This window comes from Sulfuricella sp., assembly GCA_041651995.1.
GTDB lineage: Bacteria > Pseudomonadota > Gammaproteobacteria > Burkholderiales > Sulfuricellaceae > Sulfurimicrobium.
Map to the genome: position 1 here is coordinate 161189 of JBAZID010000004.1, position 17588 is coordinate 178776.

16 protein-coding genes are annotated in these 17588 nt (G+C 57.2%); 7 read left to right on the top strand and 9 right to left on the bottom strand.

Features of this window, described 5'->3' with window-relative positions:
* Positions 1 to 65: 65 nt before the first annotated feature.
* The 7 genes from WC392_08295 to WC392_08325 all read right to left on the bottom strand — a co-directional run bounded on the left by WC392_08295 (position 66) and on the right by WC392_08325 (position 6109).
* A complete protein-coding gene (locus tag WC392_08295; protein ID MFA5242354.1) occupies positions 66 to 221 on the bottom strand; it encodes a hypothetical protein in 156 nt (51 codons plus the stop codon).
* A 178-nt stretch (positions 222 to 399) separates the two neighbouring features.
* The gene (locus WC392_08300; GenBank protein ID MFA5242355.1) at positions 400 to 855 is read right to left on the bottom strand and encodes a cytochrome c; all 456 of its coding nucleotides are present in this window, start codon (positions 853 to 855) and stop codon (positions 400 to 402) included.
* A gap of 33 nt (positions 856 to 888) precedes the next feature.
* On the bottom strand, positions 889 to 1608 hold the full coding sequence (locus tag WC392_08305) for an ABC transporter ATP-binding protein (protein MFA5242356.1): 720 nt from the start codon (positions 1606 to 1608) through the stop codon (positions 889 to 891).
* The gene (locus WC392_08310; GenBank protein MFA5242357.1) at positions 1601 to 2794 is read right to left on the bottom strand and encodes an ABC transporter permease; all 1194 of its coding nucleotides are present in this window, start codon (positions 2792 to 2794) and stop codon (positions 1601 to 1603) included. Before WC392_08310 ends, WC392_08305 begins: the two co-directional genes overlap by 8 nt.
* Complete coding sequence (locus WC392_08315) at positions 2791 to 3978, bottom strand: efflux RND transporter periplasmic adaptor subunit (GenBank protein MFA5242358.1); 1188 nt, start codon at positions 3976 to 3978, stop codon at positions 2791 to 2793. Before WC392_08315 ends, WC392_08310 begins: the two co-directional genes overlap by 4 nt.
* The gene (locus WC392_08320; GenBank protein ID MFA5242359.1) at positions 3978 to 4583 is read right to left on the bottom strand and encodes a TetR/AcrR family transcriptional regulator; all 606 of its coding nucleotides are present in this window, start codon (positions 4581 to 4583) and stop codon (positions 3978 to 3980) included. The genes WC392_08315 and WC392_08320 overlap by 1 nt, the downstream gene beginning before the upstream one ends.
* Before the next feature lie 74 nt (positions 4584 to 4657).
* Positions 4658 to 6109, bottom strand: a complete 1452-nt coding sequence (locus tag WC392_08325) for an EAL domain-containing protein (protein ID MFA5242360.1) — start codon at positions 6107 to 6109, stop codon at positions 4658 to 4660.
* A 171-nt stretch (positions 6110 to 6280) separates the two neighbouring features.
* On the opposite strand from WC392_08325, the gene WC392_08330 reads away from it, so the two are divergent.
* From WC392_08330 to WC392_08355, 6 genes are all read left to right on the top strand, one after another.
* Complete coding sequence (locus WC392_08330; protein ID MFA5242361.1) at positions 6281 to 6652, top strand: hypothetical protein; 372 nt, start codon at positions 6281 to 6283, stop codon at positions 6650 to 6652.
* 82 nt (positions 6653 to 6734) lie between these two features.
* Positions 6735 to 7034, top strand: coding sequence for a copper-binding protein (locus tag WC392_08335; GenBank protein ID MFA5242362.1), 300 nt, complete (start codon positions 6735 to 6737; stop codon positions 7032 to 7034).
* Between the two features lie 56 nt (positions 7035 to 7090).
* A complete protein-coding gene (locus WC392_08340; GenBank protein ID MFA5242363.1) occupies positions 7091 to 8368 on the top strand; it encodes a TolC family protein in 1278 nt (425 codons plus the stop codon).
* A complete protein-coding gene (locus WC392_08345; GenBank protein ID MFA5242364.1) occupies positions 8365 to 9657 on the top strand; it encodes an efflux RND transporter periplasmic adaptor subunit in 1293 nt (430 codons plus the stop codon). The genes WC392_08340 and WC392_08345 overlap by 4 nt, the downstream gene beginning before the upstream one ends.
* Before the next feature lies 1 nt (position 9658).
* On the top strand, positions 9659 to 12883 hold the full coding sequence (locus WC392_08350) for an efflux RND transporter permease subunit (GenBank protein ID MFA5242365.1): 3225 nt from the start codon (positions 9659 to 9661) through the stop codon (positions 12881 to 12883).
* Between the two features lie 207 nt (positions 12884 to 13090).
* A complete protein-coding gene (locus WC392_08355; protein ID MFA5242366.1) occupies positions 13091 to 13447 on the top strand; it encodes a hypothetical protein in 357 nt (118 codons plus the stop codon).
* A 151-nt stretch (positions 13448 to 13598) separates the two neighbouring features.
* Here WC392_08355 and WC392_08360 read toward each other — a convergent pair whose 3' ends face one another.
* Positions 13599 to 14906, bottom strand: a complete 1308-nt coding sequence (locus tag WC392_08360; GenBank protein MFA5242367.1) for a transferrin-binding protein-like solute binding protein — start codon at positions 14904 to 14906, stop codon at positions 13599 to 13601.
* A 444-nt stretch (positions 14907 to 15350) separates the two neighbouring features.
* Positions 15351 to 16643 (bottom strand): hypothetical protein, encoded by a 1293-nt coding sequence (locus tag WC392_08365; protein MFA5242368.1) that lies wholly within the window; start codon positions 16641 to 16643, stop codon positions 15351 to 15353.
* Positions 16644 to 16906: 263 nt separating this feature from the next.
* Between WC392_08365 and WC392_08370 the strand changes: the two genes are divergently transcribed.
* Positions 16907 to 17548 (top strand): transglutaminase-like cysteine peptidase, encoded by a 642-nt coding sequence (locus tag WC392_08370; protein ID MFA5242369.1) that lies wholly within the window; start codon positions 16907 to 16909, stop codon positions 17546 to 17548.
* The last annotated feature ends 40 nt before the right edge of the window (positions 17549 to 17588 follow it).

Consider the following 17588-nt stretch of genomic DNA (forward strand, 5'->3'; position numbering starts at 1 on the left):
GGCGGCAATTATATGGGTGAACAGGGCTTTCGTCCAGCCTTACCTGTTGCTCAATATCCGGATTGTTACTGCTCCGGCTCCCATGGTTGTAATTCGTAGCGTGCCGGCTGGCCAATGTAATACAGCACCACACCACAGCTGGCGAGGAAAAAGATGATGGCGAGCAGACTTGCAACCACCGGGTCGGAGCCTCCTCGTATGGGGTAAACGTAGGCAAACATCAATATAGTTGCAATGGAACCCACAAAAGACAGCACGGAAAATCCAAATGCTATTTTTTTACCGATACTTCTCTTCAATGTGCTTCTCCCTTCATTTGCCAGTTTAACTGCATGGGGCGAACTTCAGCCCGCCCTGCAACCCGGATTCCCGTCTGTTCCGGCCTAGTATGCGCTATTCCTAGCTACCGTAAAAATGTTTAACAAAGGGTTTGCGAAATTCCTGGTGACAGTTGTAACAACTGGTCTGAAGTGTCTGGAAAGCATTGATTACCGCCCGCCCATCCCCGTTCTTAGCGGCTTGAGCCAGTACATGCGCTGCGTTATGGGTTTCTCCATCATAGGACTTGAATTTCCCCATTTTACTGCCCATGAAACCGATGATGCGTGTTTTCTCGGCAACGGGTGGCTGCGGGTGTTCGCCGATCAAAGGGGCCGTTTTCTCGACCAATGCCCAGTCTTCTCGGGAAATACCATCAGTGATGGTCTGCATGTGCTTGCCCAGGTCTTTCATGACTTTCTGAAGCGCCAGGGGTTCGGCGCCCGGGTTGACGTTTTCGGCAATGGCACTTTGGCTTGCCGCGCCCAGGATAAGCGCTGCCAGAAGGGTCGAAATTGCAGCAGAAGATAATTCCATGGTTTCAATTCTCCAGTTTCAATATTAACAAAATCATTCAAACGCCCGTCCTTCGCCGGCCTCTTCATGCGTACGGCCATCGCGGATGTGATAAATGCGCCTGAAGGTCGGGATGATTTTTTCGTCGTGCGTGACGACGATGATGGCGGTTTGATATTGCTGAGCCATCCTGTTGAGGATGCGGATAACGGCCAGCGCCCGCTCGCTGTCGAGCGGTGCGGTGGGTTCGTCGGCAAGGATGACCGGAGGGCGGTTGACCAGCGCGCGGGCAATGGCAACACGCTGTTGCTCACCCCCGGAGAGCTGCGACGGCATGGCCTTGGCGCGATGTGCGACATCCAGCGCTTCGAGCAGTTCGAGCGCGCGCTGGCGCGATTCTGCATTGGGACGCCCGGCCAGCATGGGCAGCAGGGCGACATTGTCAGTCACATCGAGAAAGGGGATCAGATACGGCGCCTGAAACACGAAGCCTATTTTGTCGCGGCGCAAAGCGCGCAAATCCTTGATCTTCCAGCCATCCTGGTAAATGACGTCGTTGCCCAGCTTCATGCTCCCGCCACTGGGCTCGATCACCGCACCCAGACACTTGAGCAGGGTCGTCTTGCCGGAACCGGACGGCCCGACCAGCCCCACCACCTCGCCGGGTGCGACCTGCATATCCACGCCCCGGAGCGCATCGACGGCGGTATCGCCAGCGCCGTAGCGCTTCCTCAGCCCCTCGATATGGATGCCGTTATTAAGTCCGTCAGCCACCGATCGCCTCCGCCGGATCAACCTTGAGTGCCGCACGAATCGCCAGCACGCTTGCCAGCGCGCAGATGATCAGCACCGCAGCGAAACCGCGTGCCGCATCGCCGGGTTCGAGCAGGACATATTTGGGAAACATTGGCGCCCAGAGAGTGGCGGAAATCTTGCCCACCACAAAACCGATAAAACCGAGGCCCAGGGCCTGTTGCAGGATCATGCCGGCGATGGTGCGATTGCGCGTGCCTATCAGTTTCAGCACCGCGATTTCGCGAATCTTGCCCAGGGTCAGGGTGTAAATGATGAAGGCCACGATAGCCGCGCTGACGATGGCGAGAATCACCAGAAACATGCCGATCTGCTTGGATGAGGTAGCAATGAGCTTGGCCACCAGGATTTCCTCCATCTGTGCGCGTGTATAGACCTGCAAGCGCTTCCAGCGGCGGATGGGCTCAGCCACCTCTTCTGCTGCATGGCCGGGCTTGATCTGCACCAGCACCGCGTTCACAAAGGAATTGTTGCTCTGCGAGGCAATCACCGCATCCAGCAGGCCCGGCACGCCGGGACGGTTGAATGCCGGGTTGGCCGCAGTACGGCGGCGCTGCTGGATAATGACATCATTGTCCTTCAGGAACTGGGCTTCCTGGGCGTCCTTGAGCGGGATGAACACCATCGGGTCGCCGCTCGACGACACCATGCGTCGCGTCAACCCAACCACGGTGTAATGATTGCGGCGAATCTGGATGCGCTCGCCGAGCTTGAAACCCGTCGCCATATCGGCCACGGCCTCGTAATGTCCGCGGGTAATCTGGCGCCCGGCAACCAGATAAGCAGGTTCGCCCGGCTCGCCCGGAACAATGCCGACAGCCATGGCCCGGACATCGCGTTCACCAAGACGCACCTGCATGGTCAGATAGGTCACATTGGCTGCACGCGCCACGCCCGGCATGCCGAGAATGCCGCGATAGACATCGTCGTAAATGCTCGACGGCTCTGCATAAGGGCCGAGGGTATCCTTTTGCACCACCCACAGATCCGCGCCACTGTTGCCGAGCAACACCTTGGCGTCATCCACCATGCCGCGATACACCCCGGCCATGGTGAGCGTCACGCCAATCAACAGCCCCAGCCCGATACCGGTAAACACGAATTTGCCCCAGGCATGCAGGATATCGCGCCCTGCCAGGCTGATCATGGCGCTACCAGATGATCGACAATCTTGATGCGGCTCCGCGAATTGATTTCGCGCTGGCTGTACACCACTACGCGATCACCGGCCTTGAGCCCCTGCGTGATCTGCACCCGGCCATCCAGATCCGAGGCACCCGTCTGCACCGGCACAAAACTGAGCTCATCGGATTCGACCAGCCAAACGCCGATTTTGCCATTCTGGCGTTTCAGTGCGGCATTCTGCACCACCGGAGCAGCCGGCAATTCGGGCTGTGCCACCGTGACTTCTGCCAGCTCACCAACAGGTGGGAGCGATTCAGGTGCGTTAACGAAAACCACCTTGGCCAGGGCTTCTTCGGTTACAGCATCCGCGCGCGGTTCCACCCGCTCCACCCGGCCCGCCATTTTTTGCTGGGCCTGCGAGCGCAGCACGATGGTAGCGGGCAGCGCAGCGCGCAGGCCGGATGCGCGTAATTGATCAAAGCGCACATTGACCCACAGACTTGCAGGGTCGATCACCTCCACCACTGCCTGCCCCGCCACTACAGTCGTGCCTGATTCGGCATTGCGCGCCACCACCAGGCCACTCACCGGCGCAAGCAGGCGCAGGTTGGCGCGTTGCTGGATCATGCCATCCCGGTCGGCGCGGATGCGCGCCATATCCTGCCGGGCCCCGTCCCTGTTGGCGCTGGCAGAGGCGAAGGCGGCTTCAGTCACAAGGCGCTCCTGTCGTTTGGCTTCGACCGCTTCATCGCTGACAAAGCGCTTCAGCAATAATTGTTCATAACGGCGCACCTGGGCTTCGGCATACGACTTCCGCGCTGTCGTGTCTCGCACCTGGGCTTCGGATGCGAGCACGGCAGCCTGCGCCCGGGCAAGTGCCGCCTGCTGCGAGCTCACACGTTCATCCAGATCCACCGGGTCCATTTCAGCCACGACCTGGCCGGCCTGAACCCGGTCACCCACCTGCACGCTGACCTGTCTGACCCGCCCGGAGACTGTCGGACCGATCAGGTAGGCGTAGCGTGCCTCGACCGTGCCGACACCGAACAGGGAAGGCGAAACGGTTTCCTGCCGTACGCTCTGCACCGTGACGGGAACAGGCGCCAATGGCCCGGAACGCAGGGCTACATAAGCAAACAGCGCCACTAGCAGGACGATAAAAACGATCAGGGAAAGCTTGCGCCGGTTGGCGAATAATTGTTTCATTAAGTTTTCTCAATCCCATGGCGAAAGATGGCAAATACATTCGGCGCTTCCACCAGCATATGCCTGGTGTTTCCTGCCAGTATGGACTGCATGACCAATCCCTGGATCATGCCGATGAACAGGGTGGAAGCAGCGTCAACATTCACCTGCGCGTCCAGCTCGCCGCACGCCCTGCCAGCTTCAATCAAGCCTGCCAGACGCTCCGCATAACGACTGGTCAGGGTGCGCGCCATGCGTTTGGCCACTGAATCCGCGGGGCGCTGCAATTCACCAAACATCATGCGCGGAACACCGGGATGCATGGCAACGAATTCGATATGCGCCAGGAAAACAGCTTCCAGCGCCGCCAGAGGGCTTGCAGCCGAATCGACAGCCTGATCCACACGCGCCATCAGGCGCTCGGCCACCCACTCCATGACTGCCTGCCAAATTGCATCCTTACTGGGGAAATGACGAAACAGCGCGCCCTGGGTCAGGTTCATCTTTTTGGCTATGGCTGCGGTGGTGATATCGCTGGGATTCTGCTCCGCAGCCAGTTTCACGACGGTTTCCACCGTAACAATCCGGCGTTCATCCGCCGGCAGGTGTTTCGAGGTGACTTGCATGGAAATCCAAAGATAGTAATTGATTACTATCTTAGTTCAAACAAAAGCCGCACGTCAATCCACTTGATTTGCGCTCAGCCTTCCACCTCATCCGCCCACACCAATGCGTCAACATGAGCCGCATTGACTTTGGCGGCACCCAGACCGCAGATTGCAGCCAGCACCTCGATCTGGTCCTGCTCGAATTCCTCGCAAGCAATCGCGAGATCGAGATAAGGCGCATAGATCCCCTCTCCCTTCAGCAGGGCAAGCGTTACCTGCTGCGGGAGATGAAACCCATCAAGCGCCGTTTCCATGGGGACATTGAGGAGCGCTTCCAGTTGAGAAAGAATGCCGACCAGAAACAATCCATCCTGATCCGCCACGGGTATTTTTTCCCTGCCAAGCAATTCCACCATGCGAGCCCGCACCAACGCGTTTTTCAGCAATACCTGACTGCGCGGATCGGGTTTCTCGCTGGTAAACAGCAGCAGGGTCAGCCAGCGGTAAAGCTGGTCGTAGCCCAGCAGCGTCATGGCATGTGCAATGGAGCGGATTTCCTGTTGCAGGGCGTTCACGGGCGAGTTGATGTAACGCAGGATTTTGAAGGTAATGGCCGCATCGCGCTTTACGCTCTCCTCCAACTCCTTGATCTCGGCGTGGCTGCGCACCAGGTTGAGCAATTCAATAACCTTGAGGCGGTGGTTATCCAGACGATGAGGGGCGGTGAGTTGCGGTTTGGCAAAGTAATAGCCTTCAAAATAATTGAAGGCCAGTTTGCGGCAGGCTTCGAGATGTTCTTCCGAATTTACGCCCACTGCAATCAGGGGGCGCACTGCTTCCTTCAGGAGCGCGACGATTTCCTTGCCCAACTCCAGCGCATCGGTACGGGAAATATCGAAGCGGACATAATCTGCAATCTGGCACCAGGGGACATATTCGGGACGGTTGCGCGGATTATCCACGGCAAACTTGAAACCTTGCTCCTTCAATTGCTGGCAACGCGCCAGAATCTGATCGGCAAATTCCACCTGCGGCTGTAGCACAAGCACCACGTTTTTACCTGGCAGGCGCTCCAGCAGCGGGTGATCCAGAACAACGGGAGAGATATTGATGAAAGCCAGCTTGCCCTGCAGCAAGCGTTCGATGCCCAGGTCCAGAATGCTTTTGATGAGCATCTGGTCGTGCATCAGCATCACTGTTTCATCCGGCATTTTATCCGCCAGCGATTGCCGGTTGCGCAGCGCCAGTTCATAGCCGATCAGGTGCTCGGAGCGATCCAGCACCGGCTCGCGCCGCAGGAATCGCAGCCGTAGCGCCACTGCATCGTTACGCTGGCCGTTGGTTTCAATGTCGAGCAAACTGGTTATCACCCCCTGTGCGGACGTTTCGCCTGTATCCACCCGTTTGGCGTCAAAGGGCGAAGCATCAGGTTTGCCCTCGTCGTGAGGCAGTTCCGGCAAAGGCGTCTGCACGATTGCCTTTTCTTCGATGCCAAGCTTTTCAGCGGGCGTCGCATTGAAGATGGATTTCAGTTTTTCAAACATGGTTGCAATTCCTTTCGCCGCTCGCAGGCGCATTCAGCCAATTGTGCCGGATGCGTCTGGCATGTCAAGCAAGGGTCATGAACAATACAAGATCGAGCCTGTAGAACTTGTTGCGTTGCTGACATGTCAGAAGTATATTGAGAACCATTCCACCATGATTCGGCCGGATTCATGAAAATTTTCTTCACCCGCCTGCTGCTTGCTTTCATGCTCGTATGGCTGCCCTTGCAGGGCTATGCCGGGGAGGCCATGTCTTTTTGCCTGCACCAGCATGAAGATACCGCGCTGCAAATGGCCGCAGGCGAACATGAAGGATGCCACGGGCAGAAAGCCTCCGCGCAATTTGATGAAACCCTGGCCGGCAATGGTACAACATGCGACAACTGCTTCTCGTGTCACCTGATCGCCCAGCCCGCGCTGATGATGGCCCCTCTTGCCCTTGGCACGGACAGCGGCAGATTGTTTCACCCCCCCTTGATACACTCCTTCTCCCCGCTCTTTCCTGAGCAACTGCAACGCCCGCCTCTCGCATTTTTTTCCTGAGTCTTTCAGTTTCATCCTGAAGCCATGCTGCGGCATCTAGCGCCGATTGCGTGGATGACGCATCACATCAAGGAAAAAAATCATGAACAAAGCGCTGAACGTCTTCATCGCCGCCTTCGCCATGCTGGCGGCCTTCTCCCTCCATGCTGCCGATGTGGCAAGCGGAATCGGTAAAGTCAATAAAATCAATAATGATTCTGGTTTTATTAATCTTTCACATGAAGCGATTCCCGCTCTCAAGTGGCCAGCCATGACCATGGACATCAAGGTTGCCGACCGGAAAATTCTGTCTGGCGTCAAACCCGGCCAGGTGGTTTCCTTCGGCCTGGTCAAGGATCCCAAGGCCGGCTATGTGATTTCGCACATCGAAACCGTCAAGTAAACCCGGCAAGCGGGTGGCCTTGCGCTGCCCGCCTGCCAACCTTGGAGTACACGGTCATGAAACCCAAACACCGTATCATCACAGCGCGAACAGCGGCTTTTCTCGCCCTGCTGCTCGCGCTGTCCGCAGTTGCAGAACCCTTGCCGGGCGCAAATGTGGAAAGTCTGCTGAAGCTGGCACGCGACGTTAATCCCGAACTCTCCGCCATGCGGCATGAAGCGCAGGCCGCCGCTGAACGGACTTCTTCCGCCGGCACCTTGCCTGACCCCATGCTGCGCACAGAATTAATGGACATCACGCGGCAAGGTACGGCCTCCGGCATCAATTTGCTGCCGGGCACGGCTGGCAGCACCAAATACACGCTGATCCAGACAGTCCCTTTCTGGGGCAAGCGCGACCTCCGGCGCGAACTTGCTGAAGCCGAGTCACAACAGGCCCGGAGCCGGGTCAACACAAGCTGGGAAGATCTGGCGGCACGCATCAAGACCAGCTATGCACAATATTATGTTTTTTCCCGCGCCGAAATCCTTACCCGTGAATTGCTCGACCTGACACAGCGCCTGGAAAAAGCCGCCCAGGCACGCTATGCCAGCGGCCTCGCGCCGCAACAGGATGTCATCCGGGCACAACTTGAACAGACCGGCATTCGCAGTGATCTGGTGGAACTGGAAAAAGCGGTTCACCACAGCAGAATTGAACTCAATGCCCTGCTCTACCGCCCGGCCACGTCACCGCTGGCCGAGCCGGTCATGCTGCGCAAACTGCCGGCAACGGCGAAGCTGGATCAAACCGTGCTGCAGGACAAGCTGCGTGCCCATAACCCGCAACTGTCCACCGAAGCGGCGCGCGTCTCTGCTGCCGCGAAGAGACGCGAACTGGTTTATCGAAACCGCTACCCGGATTTCAACCTTGGCATTTCACCGTTACAGTCTGGCGGACAAGTCAAGGAATGGGGCTTGATGGTCGAGTTCAACCTCCCGCTGCAACAGGAGAGCCGCCGCGCCCAGGAGCGCGAAGCACAGTCCATGCTGGCGGCAGCCGAATCCCGCAGGGATGCTACCCAAAACCAGCTCCTTGCCGATCTGGCGGAAAACCTTTCCGAGCTGGAAGCTGCACGCCGGATCGAGAACCTCGCGCAGGACAGCCAGTTGCCACAGGCGGAACTGAGCTTCAAGGCCGCGCTGGCCGGATATGAAAACGGCAAGGTGGATTTTTCCACCCTGCTCGATGCCCAGCGCCAGATGCTCATAGCCAGACTGAATGCACTCAAGGCCCAGGGCGAAGCACAGAAACGCCTGGCCGGAATCGAACGCCTGCTGGGAGAAGATCTATGAAAACCAGAACAATCATCGTGCTGCTGGTGCTCGTGAGCAGCATTGCACTTGGGGCTGGCTACTGGCTGGGCATGAAACAAACCGGCGCAGCCCCTGCCACTCCGGATGCCGTCAAAATTGAACGCAAAGTTCTCTATTATCGCAATCCCATGGGGCAACCCGACACCTCGCCCGTTCCCAGGCAGGACGAGATGGGCATGGACTACATCCCGGTCTATGCCGATGAAGCAAGTGGCAACCCGGACATGGCCGGACAGGTGACAATCAGCCCCGAAAAAATCCAGAAGCTCGGGGTACGCACCGAGGCCGCCGCCCTGCGCGAGCTGGCGCGCACGGTGCATGCCGTCGGCCGGGTCGAAGCTGACGAGCGCCTGACCTACACCATCTCGCCCAAATTCGAGGGCTGGATCGAGCGCCTGCACGTCAATACCACTGGCGCCCTGGTGGTGCGCGGCCAGCCTCTGCTCGAGGTATACAGCCCGGAACTGGTTTCCGCGCAGAAAGAATACGCCATTGCCCTCCAGGGCCAGCAATCCTTGCTTAACGCCAGCCCTGAAGCGAGGGCCGGCATGAAACAACTGGCCGATGCCAGCCTGGCGCGCATGAAAAACTGGGATATCTCGGCTGAGCAACTGAAAGCCATGAGCCAGAACCCGGAAACGCGACACACCCTTACCTACCGCTCCCCGGCCAGCGGCGTCGTCATGGAGAAGAAAGCCGTGCAAGGCATGCGTTTCATGCCGGGCGATGTCCTATACCAGATTGCCGACCTGTCCTCGGTCTGGGTTCTGGCAGATGTATTCGAGCAGGACATGGCCCTGGTCCGGCCAGGGCAGATGGCCAGGGTCAGATTCAACGCCTATCCCGGCAAGGGATTCGAGGCCAAGCTAACCTACGTCTACCCCACCCTGAATGCCCAGACACGCACCATTCCGGTCCGCCTGGAAATGGCCAACCCCGGCATGCAGCTCAAACCCGCCATGTACGCCGACATCGAACTGAGCGTGCCTGGCAGGGGCAAGGTGCTGACCATCCCCGCCTCCGCCGTCATCCACGGCGGCCAGCGCCAGAGCGTGCTGGTGGAACTGGCTGAAGGCCGCTTCGAACCGCGCGACGTCCGGCTCGGCAGTCAGGGCAATGATTATGTCGAAGTGCTGGAGGGACTGGGAGAAGGCGAAAAAATCGTGGTCTCCGCCAATTTCCTGATCGACTCGGAGAGCAATCTCAAGGCCGCTTTCAGCAGCCTGGTAAGCAAACAGTCCAAGCCTGACGCGAACAAGGAGCACTGAAATGCTCAATCGCATTATTGAGTGGTCGGCGCGCAATATCTTCCTGGTGCTGCTCGCCACTGCCGCCATCATCGGCGGCGGAATTTATGCGGTCCTCAGGACGCCGCTGGACGCCCTGCCGGATCTGTCCGACGTGCAGGTCATCCTCTACACCGAGTACCCCGGCCAGGCGCCGCAGGTGGTGGAGGACCAGGTCACTTACCCCCTCACCACGGCCATGCTCTCGGTGCCGAAATCCAGGGTGGTGCGCGGCTTTTCCTTCTTCGGCGCGTCCTTTGTCTACGTTATTTTCGAGGACGGCACCGACATCTACTGGGCGCGCTCGCGCGTGCTGGAATATCTCACCTCGCTTTCAGGGCGCCTGCCGCAAGGCATCACTCCCCAGCTCGGCCCGGATGCGACCGGCGTGGGCTGGGTGTACCAGTACGCCGTGCTGGGAAAAAACCGCACACTGGCAGAATTGCGCACGCTCCAGGACTGGTATTTGCGCTACCAGCTCAGCAAGGCGCCGGGCGTGGCGGAAGTGGCCAGCATCGGCGGCTTCGTCCAGCAGTACCAGGTGATCGTCGATCCGCGCAAATTGCAGGCCTATGGCGTGCACATCACCCAGGTCAGCAAGGCCATCCGCGACTCCAACCGCGATGTCGGCGGGCGCGTAATCGAAATGGCCGAGGCGGAATTCATGGTGCGCGGCAAGGGCTACCTGCGCGGCAAGAACGACATCGAAATGCTGGTCATCAAGAGCGAACGCGGCATCCCTGTCCTGCTGCGCGATGTGGCCCGGGTGGAACTGGGTCCGGACGAACGGCGCGGGCTGTCCGAACTCAACGGCGAGGGAGAAGTGGTGTCTGGAATCGTGATGGCGCGCTATGGACAGAATGCGCTGGAGGTCATCCACAACATCAAGAACAAGATCGCCGAAGTGGCCAGCGGCCTGCCGGAAGGCGTGAAGATCGAAACGGTGTATGACCGCTCCGACCTGATCGAACGCGCCATCGCCAATCTCAAGACCACGCTGCTGGAGGAAAGCCTCATTGTCGCCCTGGTGTGCATGGTGTTCCTGCTGCACGTGCGCAGCGCGCTGGTCGCCATCGTCATGCTGCCGGTCGGGGTGCTGATCGCCTTCATCGCCATGCGCCTGCTCGGCATGAACTCCAACATCATGAGTCTGGGCGGCATCGCCATCGCCATCGGCGCCATGGTGGACGCGGCCATCGTGATGATCGAGAACGCGCACAAGCATCTTGAGCGGCTGGAAGGCAACCCCAACCCCTCCCGGCCTCCCCTTGTCAGGGGAGGAGTGGTAACACCCTCCCTTGACAAGGGGAGGGATGGGGAGGGGTTGGGGTTTGCCGTACGCACCCAAGCCATCATCGCCGCCTGCAAGGAAGTCGGCCCGGCGCTGTTTTTCTCGCTCCTCATCATCACCGTCTCATTCCTGCCGGTCTTCACCCTGGAAGCGCAGGAAGGCCGCCTGTTCGCGCCGCTCGCCTGGACCAAGACCTTTGCCATGGCCGGCGCGGCTTTGCTGTCGGTGACCCTGGTGCCGGTGCTGATGCTGCTGTTCATCCGCGGCCGCATCCTGCCCGAAGCGAATAATCCGGTAAACCGCCTGCTGATCTGGCTGTATCGCCCCGTCATTGCCTGGGTGATGCAGTGGAAAAAGCTGACCATCGCTTTGGCCATTGCCGCGCTGGGTATCAGCCTGTATCCGGCTGCGAAGCTCGGCAGCGAGTTCATGCCCACGCTCAATGAAGGCACCCTGTTCTACATGCCGACCGGCCTGCCCGCCATGTCGGTCACCAAGGCCGCCGAAACCCTGCAAACCCAGAACAGGATCATCAAGGGCTTCCCCGAAGTCGCATCGGTCTATGGCAAAGCCGGGCGCGCCAACACCGCCACCGACCCTGCCCCGCTGGAAATGTTCGAAACCATCGTCAACCTCAAGCCTGAAAGCGAATGGCGGCCCGGCATGACCATCGACAAATTGATCGCGGAACTGGACGCGGCCCTGCAGATGCCCGGTATCTCCAATTCCTGGACCATGCCCATCAAAGCCCGCATCGACATGCTCTCGACCGGCATCCGCACCCCCATCGGGATCAAGGTGTTCGGCAAGAACCTGGCCGAGATGGAAAAGCTGGCCAAGGAAATCGAAAGCGTGGTCAAGACCGTGCCGGGCACCACCAGCGCCTACGCCGAACGCCTGACGGGCGGGCTGTATCTCGACATCGAGCCGGAGCGCAGCCAACTTGCCCGCTATGGGCTGGCGGTGGGCGATTTGCAGGAAATCATCTCCTCCGCCCTGGGCGGAGAGACGGTCACCACCACCGTCGAGGGCCGGGAACGCTTCGGCGTCAGCGTGCGCTACCCGCGCGAGCTGCGCAGTACGCCGCAGCAGATCGCGACGCAGATTCTGGTGCCGGTCAGCGCAGAAATGGGCGGCGCGCCCGCCATGATTCCCCTGGGCCAGCTCGCCACGGTGAAGATCGTGAACGGCGCCCCTTCCATCCGCACCGAGAACGCCCTGCTTTCCGCCTATATCTACGTCGATATCCGCGAGCGCGACATTGGCAGCTATGTACGCGAGGCGCAGCAGGCGGTGCGCGACAGGGTGAAATTCCCGCCCGGCTACTACGCGACCTGGAGCGGCCAGTTCGAATACATGCAGCGCGCCCAGGAAAAAATGAAAATCGTCATCCCGGTTACGCTGGCCATCATCTTTACCCTGCTCTACCTGAATTTCCGGCGCCTGACCGAAACCCTGATCGTGATGCTGTCCGTGCCTTTCGCGCTGGTCGGTGGCGTGTGGCTGATGTGGGCGCTGAGCTACAACATTTCCGTGGCGGTGGCGATCGGCTTCATCGCCCTGGCCGGGGTGGCAGCCGAGACCGGGGTGGTCATGCTGATCTATCTCGATCAGGCACTCAGCAGGTTCAAGGTTCAAAGAGAAGCCGAAGGCAAGCCGCTATCAGCAGCCGATCTCTATGCCGCGGTGATGGAAGGCGCGGTGGAACGGGTACGTCCCAAGATGATGACCGTGGTGGCCATCATGGCCGGCCTGCTGCCCATCATGTGGAGCAGCGGCACAGGCGCCGAGGTCATGAGCCGCATCGCCGCACCCATGGTGGGCGGCATGATCTCCTCGACAATTCTGACATTGATCGTCATTCCGGCCTTATATGCCCTGATCAAGGAATGGACACTTTTCGGAAGGAAAAAATGATGCGCAGAAAAATCTTCATGGCCCTGCTGGGCGCGGCATTGCCGGCGTACTATCGCGTCCTGGGTAAAGGCATGAACCAAGCCATCTGCCCGGAATTTCTGCAATAATTGGCCTGATCCTAAAGTAATCTGGAATAATGACGCTTAACCAGTGAATTGTCCGCGCAACGGAAAAACCGCACACCACTTTAGTTTTACGGAGATAAACATGAAACTGCGTGCTTCTATCGCCCTACTTGCCATTTGCAGCGGCACACTCACAACCTCGCTTGTAGCTCACGCCACCCCTTCCCTGCCTCCGCTGACCAACGTACAGCCCCAGGCTTTTGCAAAGATGGGCTGGGAATCACAGAAAATCTACGTGGCAGGCATCCTGGATGGCCTGACCTTTCTCTCCTACGGGCGCAACATGCCCGACCATGATGCAGTGGTCAAATGCGCGAAAAGCCGCAATCTGGATGAATTGACCCATGGCGTCGTGGCCTGGCTAAAGGCGCACCCCGCCTTCAGCGAAAGCCTGGGTTCGGCAGTGGCGCAGACTGTCAGCCGCTCCTGCGAAATCTAGAAGCACGGAATAATCACAAAAAGACGCCCAGCAGAAAAGTTGAGCACTGTGAGCTGGGCGGAGCGGAATTTCAATATCAGGGGCGCAAATCTCGCGCCCCTGAACTCGAACATTCTTGCCTTAATTCATACCTGACTAGCCCTGGCAAAAATTATTTAGGTGCTGTCTCTTTATCTACCAGGAACACGCCGGCATGTGGCAGATTGTCCTTCACGATGTCATGTACACCACCGACTGAACCTGCCGTTTGACCGAAGAAAGTCCCCTGAACAGATCCGGACACCGCCGTAGTGTCTTTGGCAGTCACGAGGGTGGACTGGATATTGGCACCACTGATCGTTCCACTGGCTTCGAAGCCAACATAGCCGGAAAGATGCTGCGTGCCATCGCCAGCAGTATAGGTATAAGTGGAGCCATTCGCCCCGTTATTCCAACTGCCGCTCCACTTGGCCTGACCAAAGTCTACCGTCATGGTGACAGGCGACTGGTATCCACTCAGGTCCATACTGTTACCTGAGTAGGTTGCAATTACATTGCCAACGCGTTGCGAATCCAAATAAGCCTGAGGCGTAGTAATGCCAGCCACATAGTAACCGTAAACCGCGGATTCGCTACCGTCGCCACCATAGCCATCACCGTTGCCGCCGGACATATAGTTGCGCACTTCACGCCCGAACCAGCCAACCGCCACTTCGTTATTACTGGTTGGGAGGTACCACCACCAGTAATAGTAATCATGCGGAACCCCATAGGCCCATGCTTGCTCATAGCTGCTTTCTGAACTGGTAGAGCGACTTGCATAAAAAGTATGCAGCCCTTCATCGGTGCTACTGTTCGACCACCATTTGCCGTCAAATTGGGCAGGCATCAAGCCCGACTCACCAAACAGGGGCGTCAAGCCACTAAGAGAAGCGATCCGCCATGCGGCCGTACCCGGCCCAGTACCACTACCCGCAGTGATCGAAGGATCATCCGGGTTCAGTGCAAAAGCAATCCTTGCGGGATGTGGACGGGTAGAAGTGTATTCATAATTGCTCTCCTCATTCCGCCCCTCGCCACCTTCCTGATTGTTATTGCTCCAGGTGCTAGATTGGTTTTGGAATACTGCATAACCGCACCACTCGCCGGATTTGCAGAAATCATCCACTGGAACTGGCACTGGAATTGGAATTGGCGTTGGATCTGCCTCATCCTTTAGGTCTGTCTTCGGCAATGACCGATACAACTCAGCCACCTGGGGCAGGAACACGACCGATGGTCCACCTGCTGCCGGTTGCACAAATTCCGACCATGGCCCCCATTGCTGGGCCGAATCTTCGGCCAGACTCACGCTGCCGTATGACATTACTTGATTCCACTGGCTTTCGTGGTATTCCCATTTTGATTTAGCAGATACAGACAGGGGAACAACCAACAGAGCTGCAATACTGGCTGCGATAATTGTTTTACGCGTTTTCATGATTCACCTCCGCTCAACAAATTACACATCAAGAATTACCAAGCCCTTGAATACTCTTTAAAATTATTTACCGGGCTTTGCTTAATACTGAGCATTAAACGTGCCTATCACACAAAAGCATAAATATCAAATAGTTATCGTGCGCGACCACACCTTTATTAAATTAATGTAAGATTTTCCGGCGCGCATTCCGGTCATTCGAACAAGCGGATTGCCCTCTCCATTTCGCAATTCAAGGTCCAAATAAACACGAATAACGCAGCATATTCATATGTTTGTCACAAACCAGGAACCAGCGCTACAAATGCTTATGCAATAATTAGTTAGCCACCCCAGGTGGAATTTTGTGACAAATTGTGTAAGAAATTTCGACAGATCAACAGGCAGAAAAAAAGCGCCGTTTGCACGGCGCTTTTTGTGGAATGACCCGAACGGGCCTTGCTTTTAGAACGCGCGGCTGAGGTTCACGCTGGTCATTTCGCGGTCGTAGTTGTAAATCGAGACATTCGAATTGTTGTGGGTTTCAATGTAACTGCCACTTAGCTTCCAGTTCTTCATGAGGCCTTCCTTGAAGTTGTGGCCAAAGCCCACTTCATAACGTTCTTCTGTTTCATCCCGCGCCACATTGTAGACCGGTTCCACACCGTTGAATTTCGCATCTTTCTGGCTATAACGCGCGTATACATTACCGTTATTCCAGGCCACGAAATTGCCGCCAACAAAGAACTCGGTACCATCATTGCTGAAGCGTGATACGTCTGCCTGCTCATCGAAGACACGCACACCGCCCTGCACGGCCACTTTCCCGCCCTTGAACATCTTGCCCACCGACAGGCCGGTCGCATAGTAATTGCTGTCACGTCCCTGATCCACGCCACGCGTGAAATCCTTGTTCAATGCAATCGCATCCCAGGTGATTTCACCTTCCTTGATCTCCCAGGTGACACTTGGGTTGAGCGATGAGTAGAGCGCAATTTCTTCGCCACCGAGCCAGATGTCGTCAAGCTGCAGGTTTATGTTGGCGCGCCATTTGTTCGGCACCAGCCAGCCCGGGCCCGTTGCCAGCGTCAGTGCGCTCAGGTTGTAGTCGGACTCTTTGAAATAGCCGCGGTGAAACAGGTTCAACTGGCTTTGCCAGATGAAGCGGGCGGCGGATTCACCGATGCGCATCACCGTCGGCGAGTTGTAGCGATGCGACACGCCTGCCTGCAACACGGCCGCCGTATCGTCTTTTGGCCTGGATCCCGGTGCAAGCACCAAACCGCCCGGCAAGACATCCGAGCTGGGGCCTGCATTCACGTTGGTATCGTACAGGAGGCCAAGAGAAACCGAAGGCGTCCAAACCTGACGCTGGGCGAGCATCGCCTCTTCATCCTTTTTCACCTGGGCCATAAAGGCCAGAACCGCGATGCGCACATTTGGTGGCGTTTTTGGATCATCAAGGACGGTCTGCGCCTGCTGCTTGGCCGCTTCGAAATTCAGCGTACGGTAGTACGATACTGCCAGCTCAAGACGGGCACGGTGCAGGGCCGGCTGGTTGCTGAGCACAGTCTGAAGTGCTTCAATCGAGGTGAACAGGTTTCCCTGCTCGCGCTGATACACGCCTTCCTTGAACAGCTTCTCCACGTCCACGCTGTCGGCATCGGTGTCGGCGGCAAAGGCGGATATACCTGTCATGCACAAGGCAACTGCGCTTGCCATCATGGTCCGCTTGAAATAAAGCTGCTTCTTACTCATTATTTTCTCCTCTTCTGATCTCAAAAAAACCATTACTATATAAAAACTCAATAGATGCGGAAGAGTATGCCATGCATACGTTCTGGCTGTAAACCGGGTAAAGCTATATTTTGCTTAGCATTTTTGCCGTTGGGGTGTAATATTTTTCGACATCATTTTTCATGAATTCGGCAAAAATACAGTTGGTTCGTATCCTCGAAAGCATGTAGAACGCACATGACTGGTGAATGGCCTTTGCTACGAGAACTGAGACCCTTGCGCTCATGACAAGACATTTCCCGATTTTCGGTTGCTTGCTGGCTTCTTGCCTTTGGATACTGTCGCCTTTGGAGGGGCTGGCGGCCGGCTCCAGTATTCCGCTGTTTGGCCACCAGGAACAGCAAAACTCCGGTTTTGAAATTTTCCCCTTGTGGACGGCCGTATTACAGCGCAATGAGCGCGAAAGCCCCCAGGAAAAAAAGTGCCCGGATGCTGCGTGCCCGACGATAGACGACTGGAAACACTTCCTGAAATCCCTCACTGACAAATCCTTTGCGGTGCGGGTTAATTCCATCAACGCATATGCCAACCGCCACCGCTATGTACTGGACATCGACAACTACGGTGTGCTTGATTACTGGGCCACTGCCCGGCAGCTTCTCGTGCGCGACGGGGATTGTGAAGACTATGCCATTACCAAGTACACCTCGCTACGCCAAATCGGTGTCAACCCTGACCTGATGCGTGTGGTAGTGGTACAGGACACCAATCTGCGTATTGCGCATGCAGTGCTGGCACTCTATACAGCGAACGATATCCTGATTCTCGACAACCAGATTCCCGAAGTGACATCCCATCGCGCAATCACCCACTACGTACCGGTATACTCCATCAACGAACGTCACTGGTGGATGCATTTGCCTTAAACGGATCACTCAGACAATTGCCAATGAGAAAGGGTAAGCC

Excerpts from the sequence above, each read along its gene's own strand:
- WC392_08365 (MFA5242368.1), bottom strand. The coding sequence starts at position 16,643 with ATGAGTAAGAAGCAGCTTTATTTCAAGCGGACCATGATGGCAAGCGCA.
- WC392_08325 (MFA5242360.1), bottom strand. The coding sequence starts at position 6,109 with ATGTTTGAAAAACTGAAATCCATCTTCAATGCGACGCCCGCTGAAAAG.
- WC392_08315 (MFA5242358.1), bottom strand. The coding sequence starts at position 3,978 with ATGAAACAATTATTCGCCAACCGGCGCAAGCTTTCCCTGATCGTTTTT.
- WC392_08355 (MFA5242366.1), top strand. The coding sequence starts at position 13,091 with ATGAAACTGCGTGCTTCTATCGCCCTACTTGCCATTTGCAGCGGCACA.
- WC392_08335 (MFA5242362.1), top strand. The coding sequence starts at position 6,735 with ATGAACAAAGCGCTGAACGTCTTCATCGCCGCCTTCGCCATGCTGGCG.
- WC392_08350 (MFA5242365.1), top strand. The coding sequence starts at position 9,659 with ATGCTCAATCGCATTATTGAGTGGTCGGCGCGCAATATCTTCCTGGTG.
- WC392_08340 (MFA5242363.1), top strand. The coding sequence starts at position 7,091 with ATGAAACCCAAACACCGTATCATCACAGCGCGAACAGCGGCTTTTCTC.
- WC392_08320 (MFA5242359.1), bottom strand. The coding sequence starts at position 4,583 with ATGCAAGTCACCTCGAAACACCTGCCGGCGGATGAACGCCGGATTGTT.
- WC392_08345 (MFA5242364.1), top strand. The coding sequence starts at position 8,365 with ATGAAAACCAGAACAATCATCGTGCTGCTGGTGCTCGTGAGCAGCATT.
- WC392_08370 (MFA5242369.1), top strand. The coding sequence starts at position 16,907 with ATGACAAGACATTTCCCGATTTTCGGTTGCTTGCTGGCTTCTTGCCTT.
- WC392_08300 (MFA5242355.1), bottom strand. The coding sequence starts at position 855 with ATGGAATTATCTTCTGCTGCAATTTCGACCCTTCTGGCAGCGCTTATC.
- WC392_08310 (MFA5242357.1), bottom strand. The coding sequence starts at position 2,794 with ATGATCAGCCTGGCAGGGCGCGATATCCTGCATGCCTGGGGCAAATTC.
- WC392_08360 (MFA5242367.1), bottom strand. The coding sequence starts at position 14,906 with ATGAAAACGCGTAAAACAATTATCGCAGCCAGTATTGCAGCTCTGTTG.
- WC392_08330 (MFA5242361.1), top strand. The coding sequence starts at position 6,281 with ATGAAAATTTTCTTCACCCGCCTGCTGCTTGCTTTCATGCTCGTATGG.
- WC392_08295 (MFA5242354.1), bottom strand. The coding sequence starts at position 221 with ATGTTTGCCTACGTTTACCCCATACGAGGAGGCTCCGACCCGGTGGTT.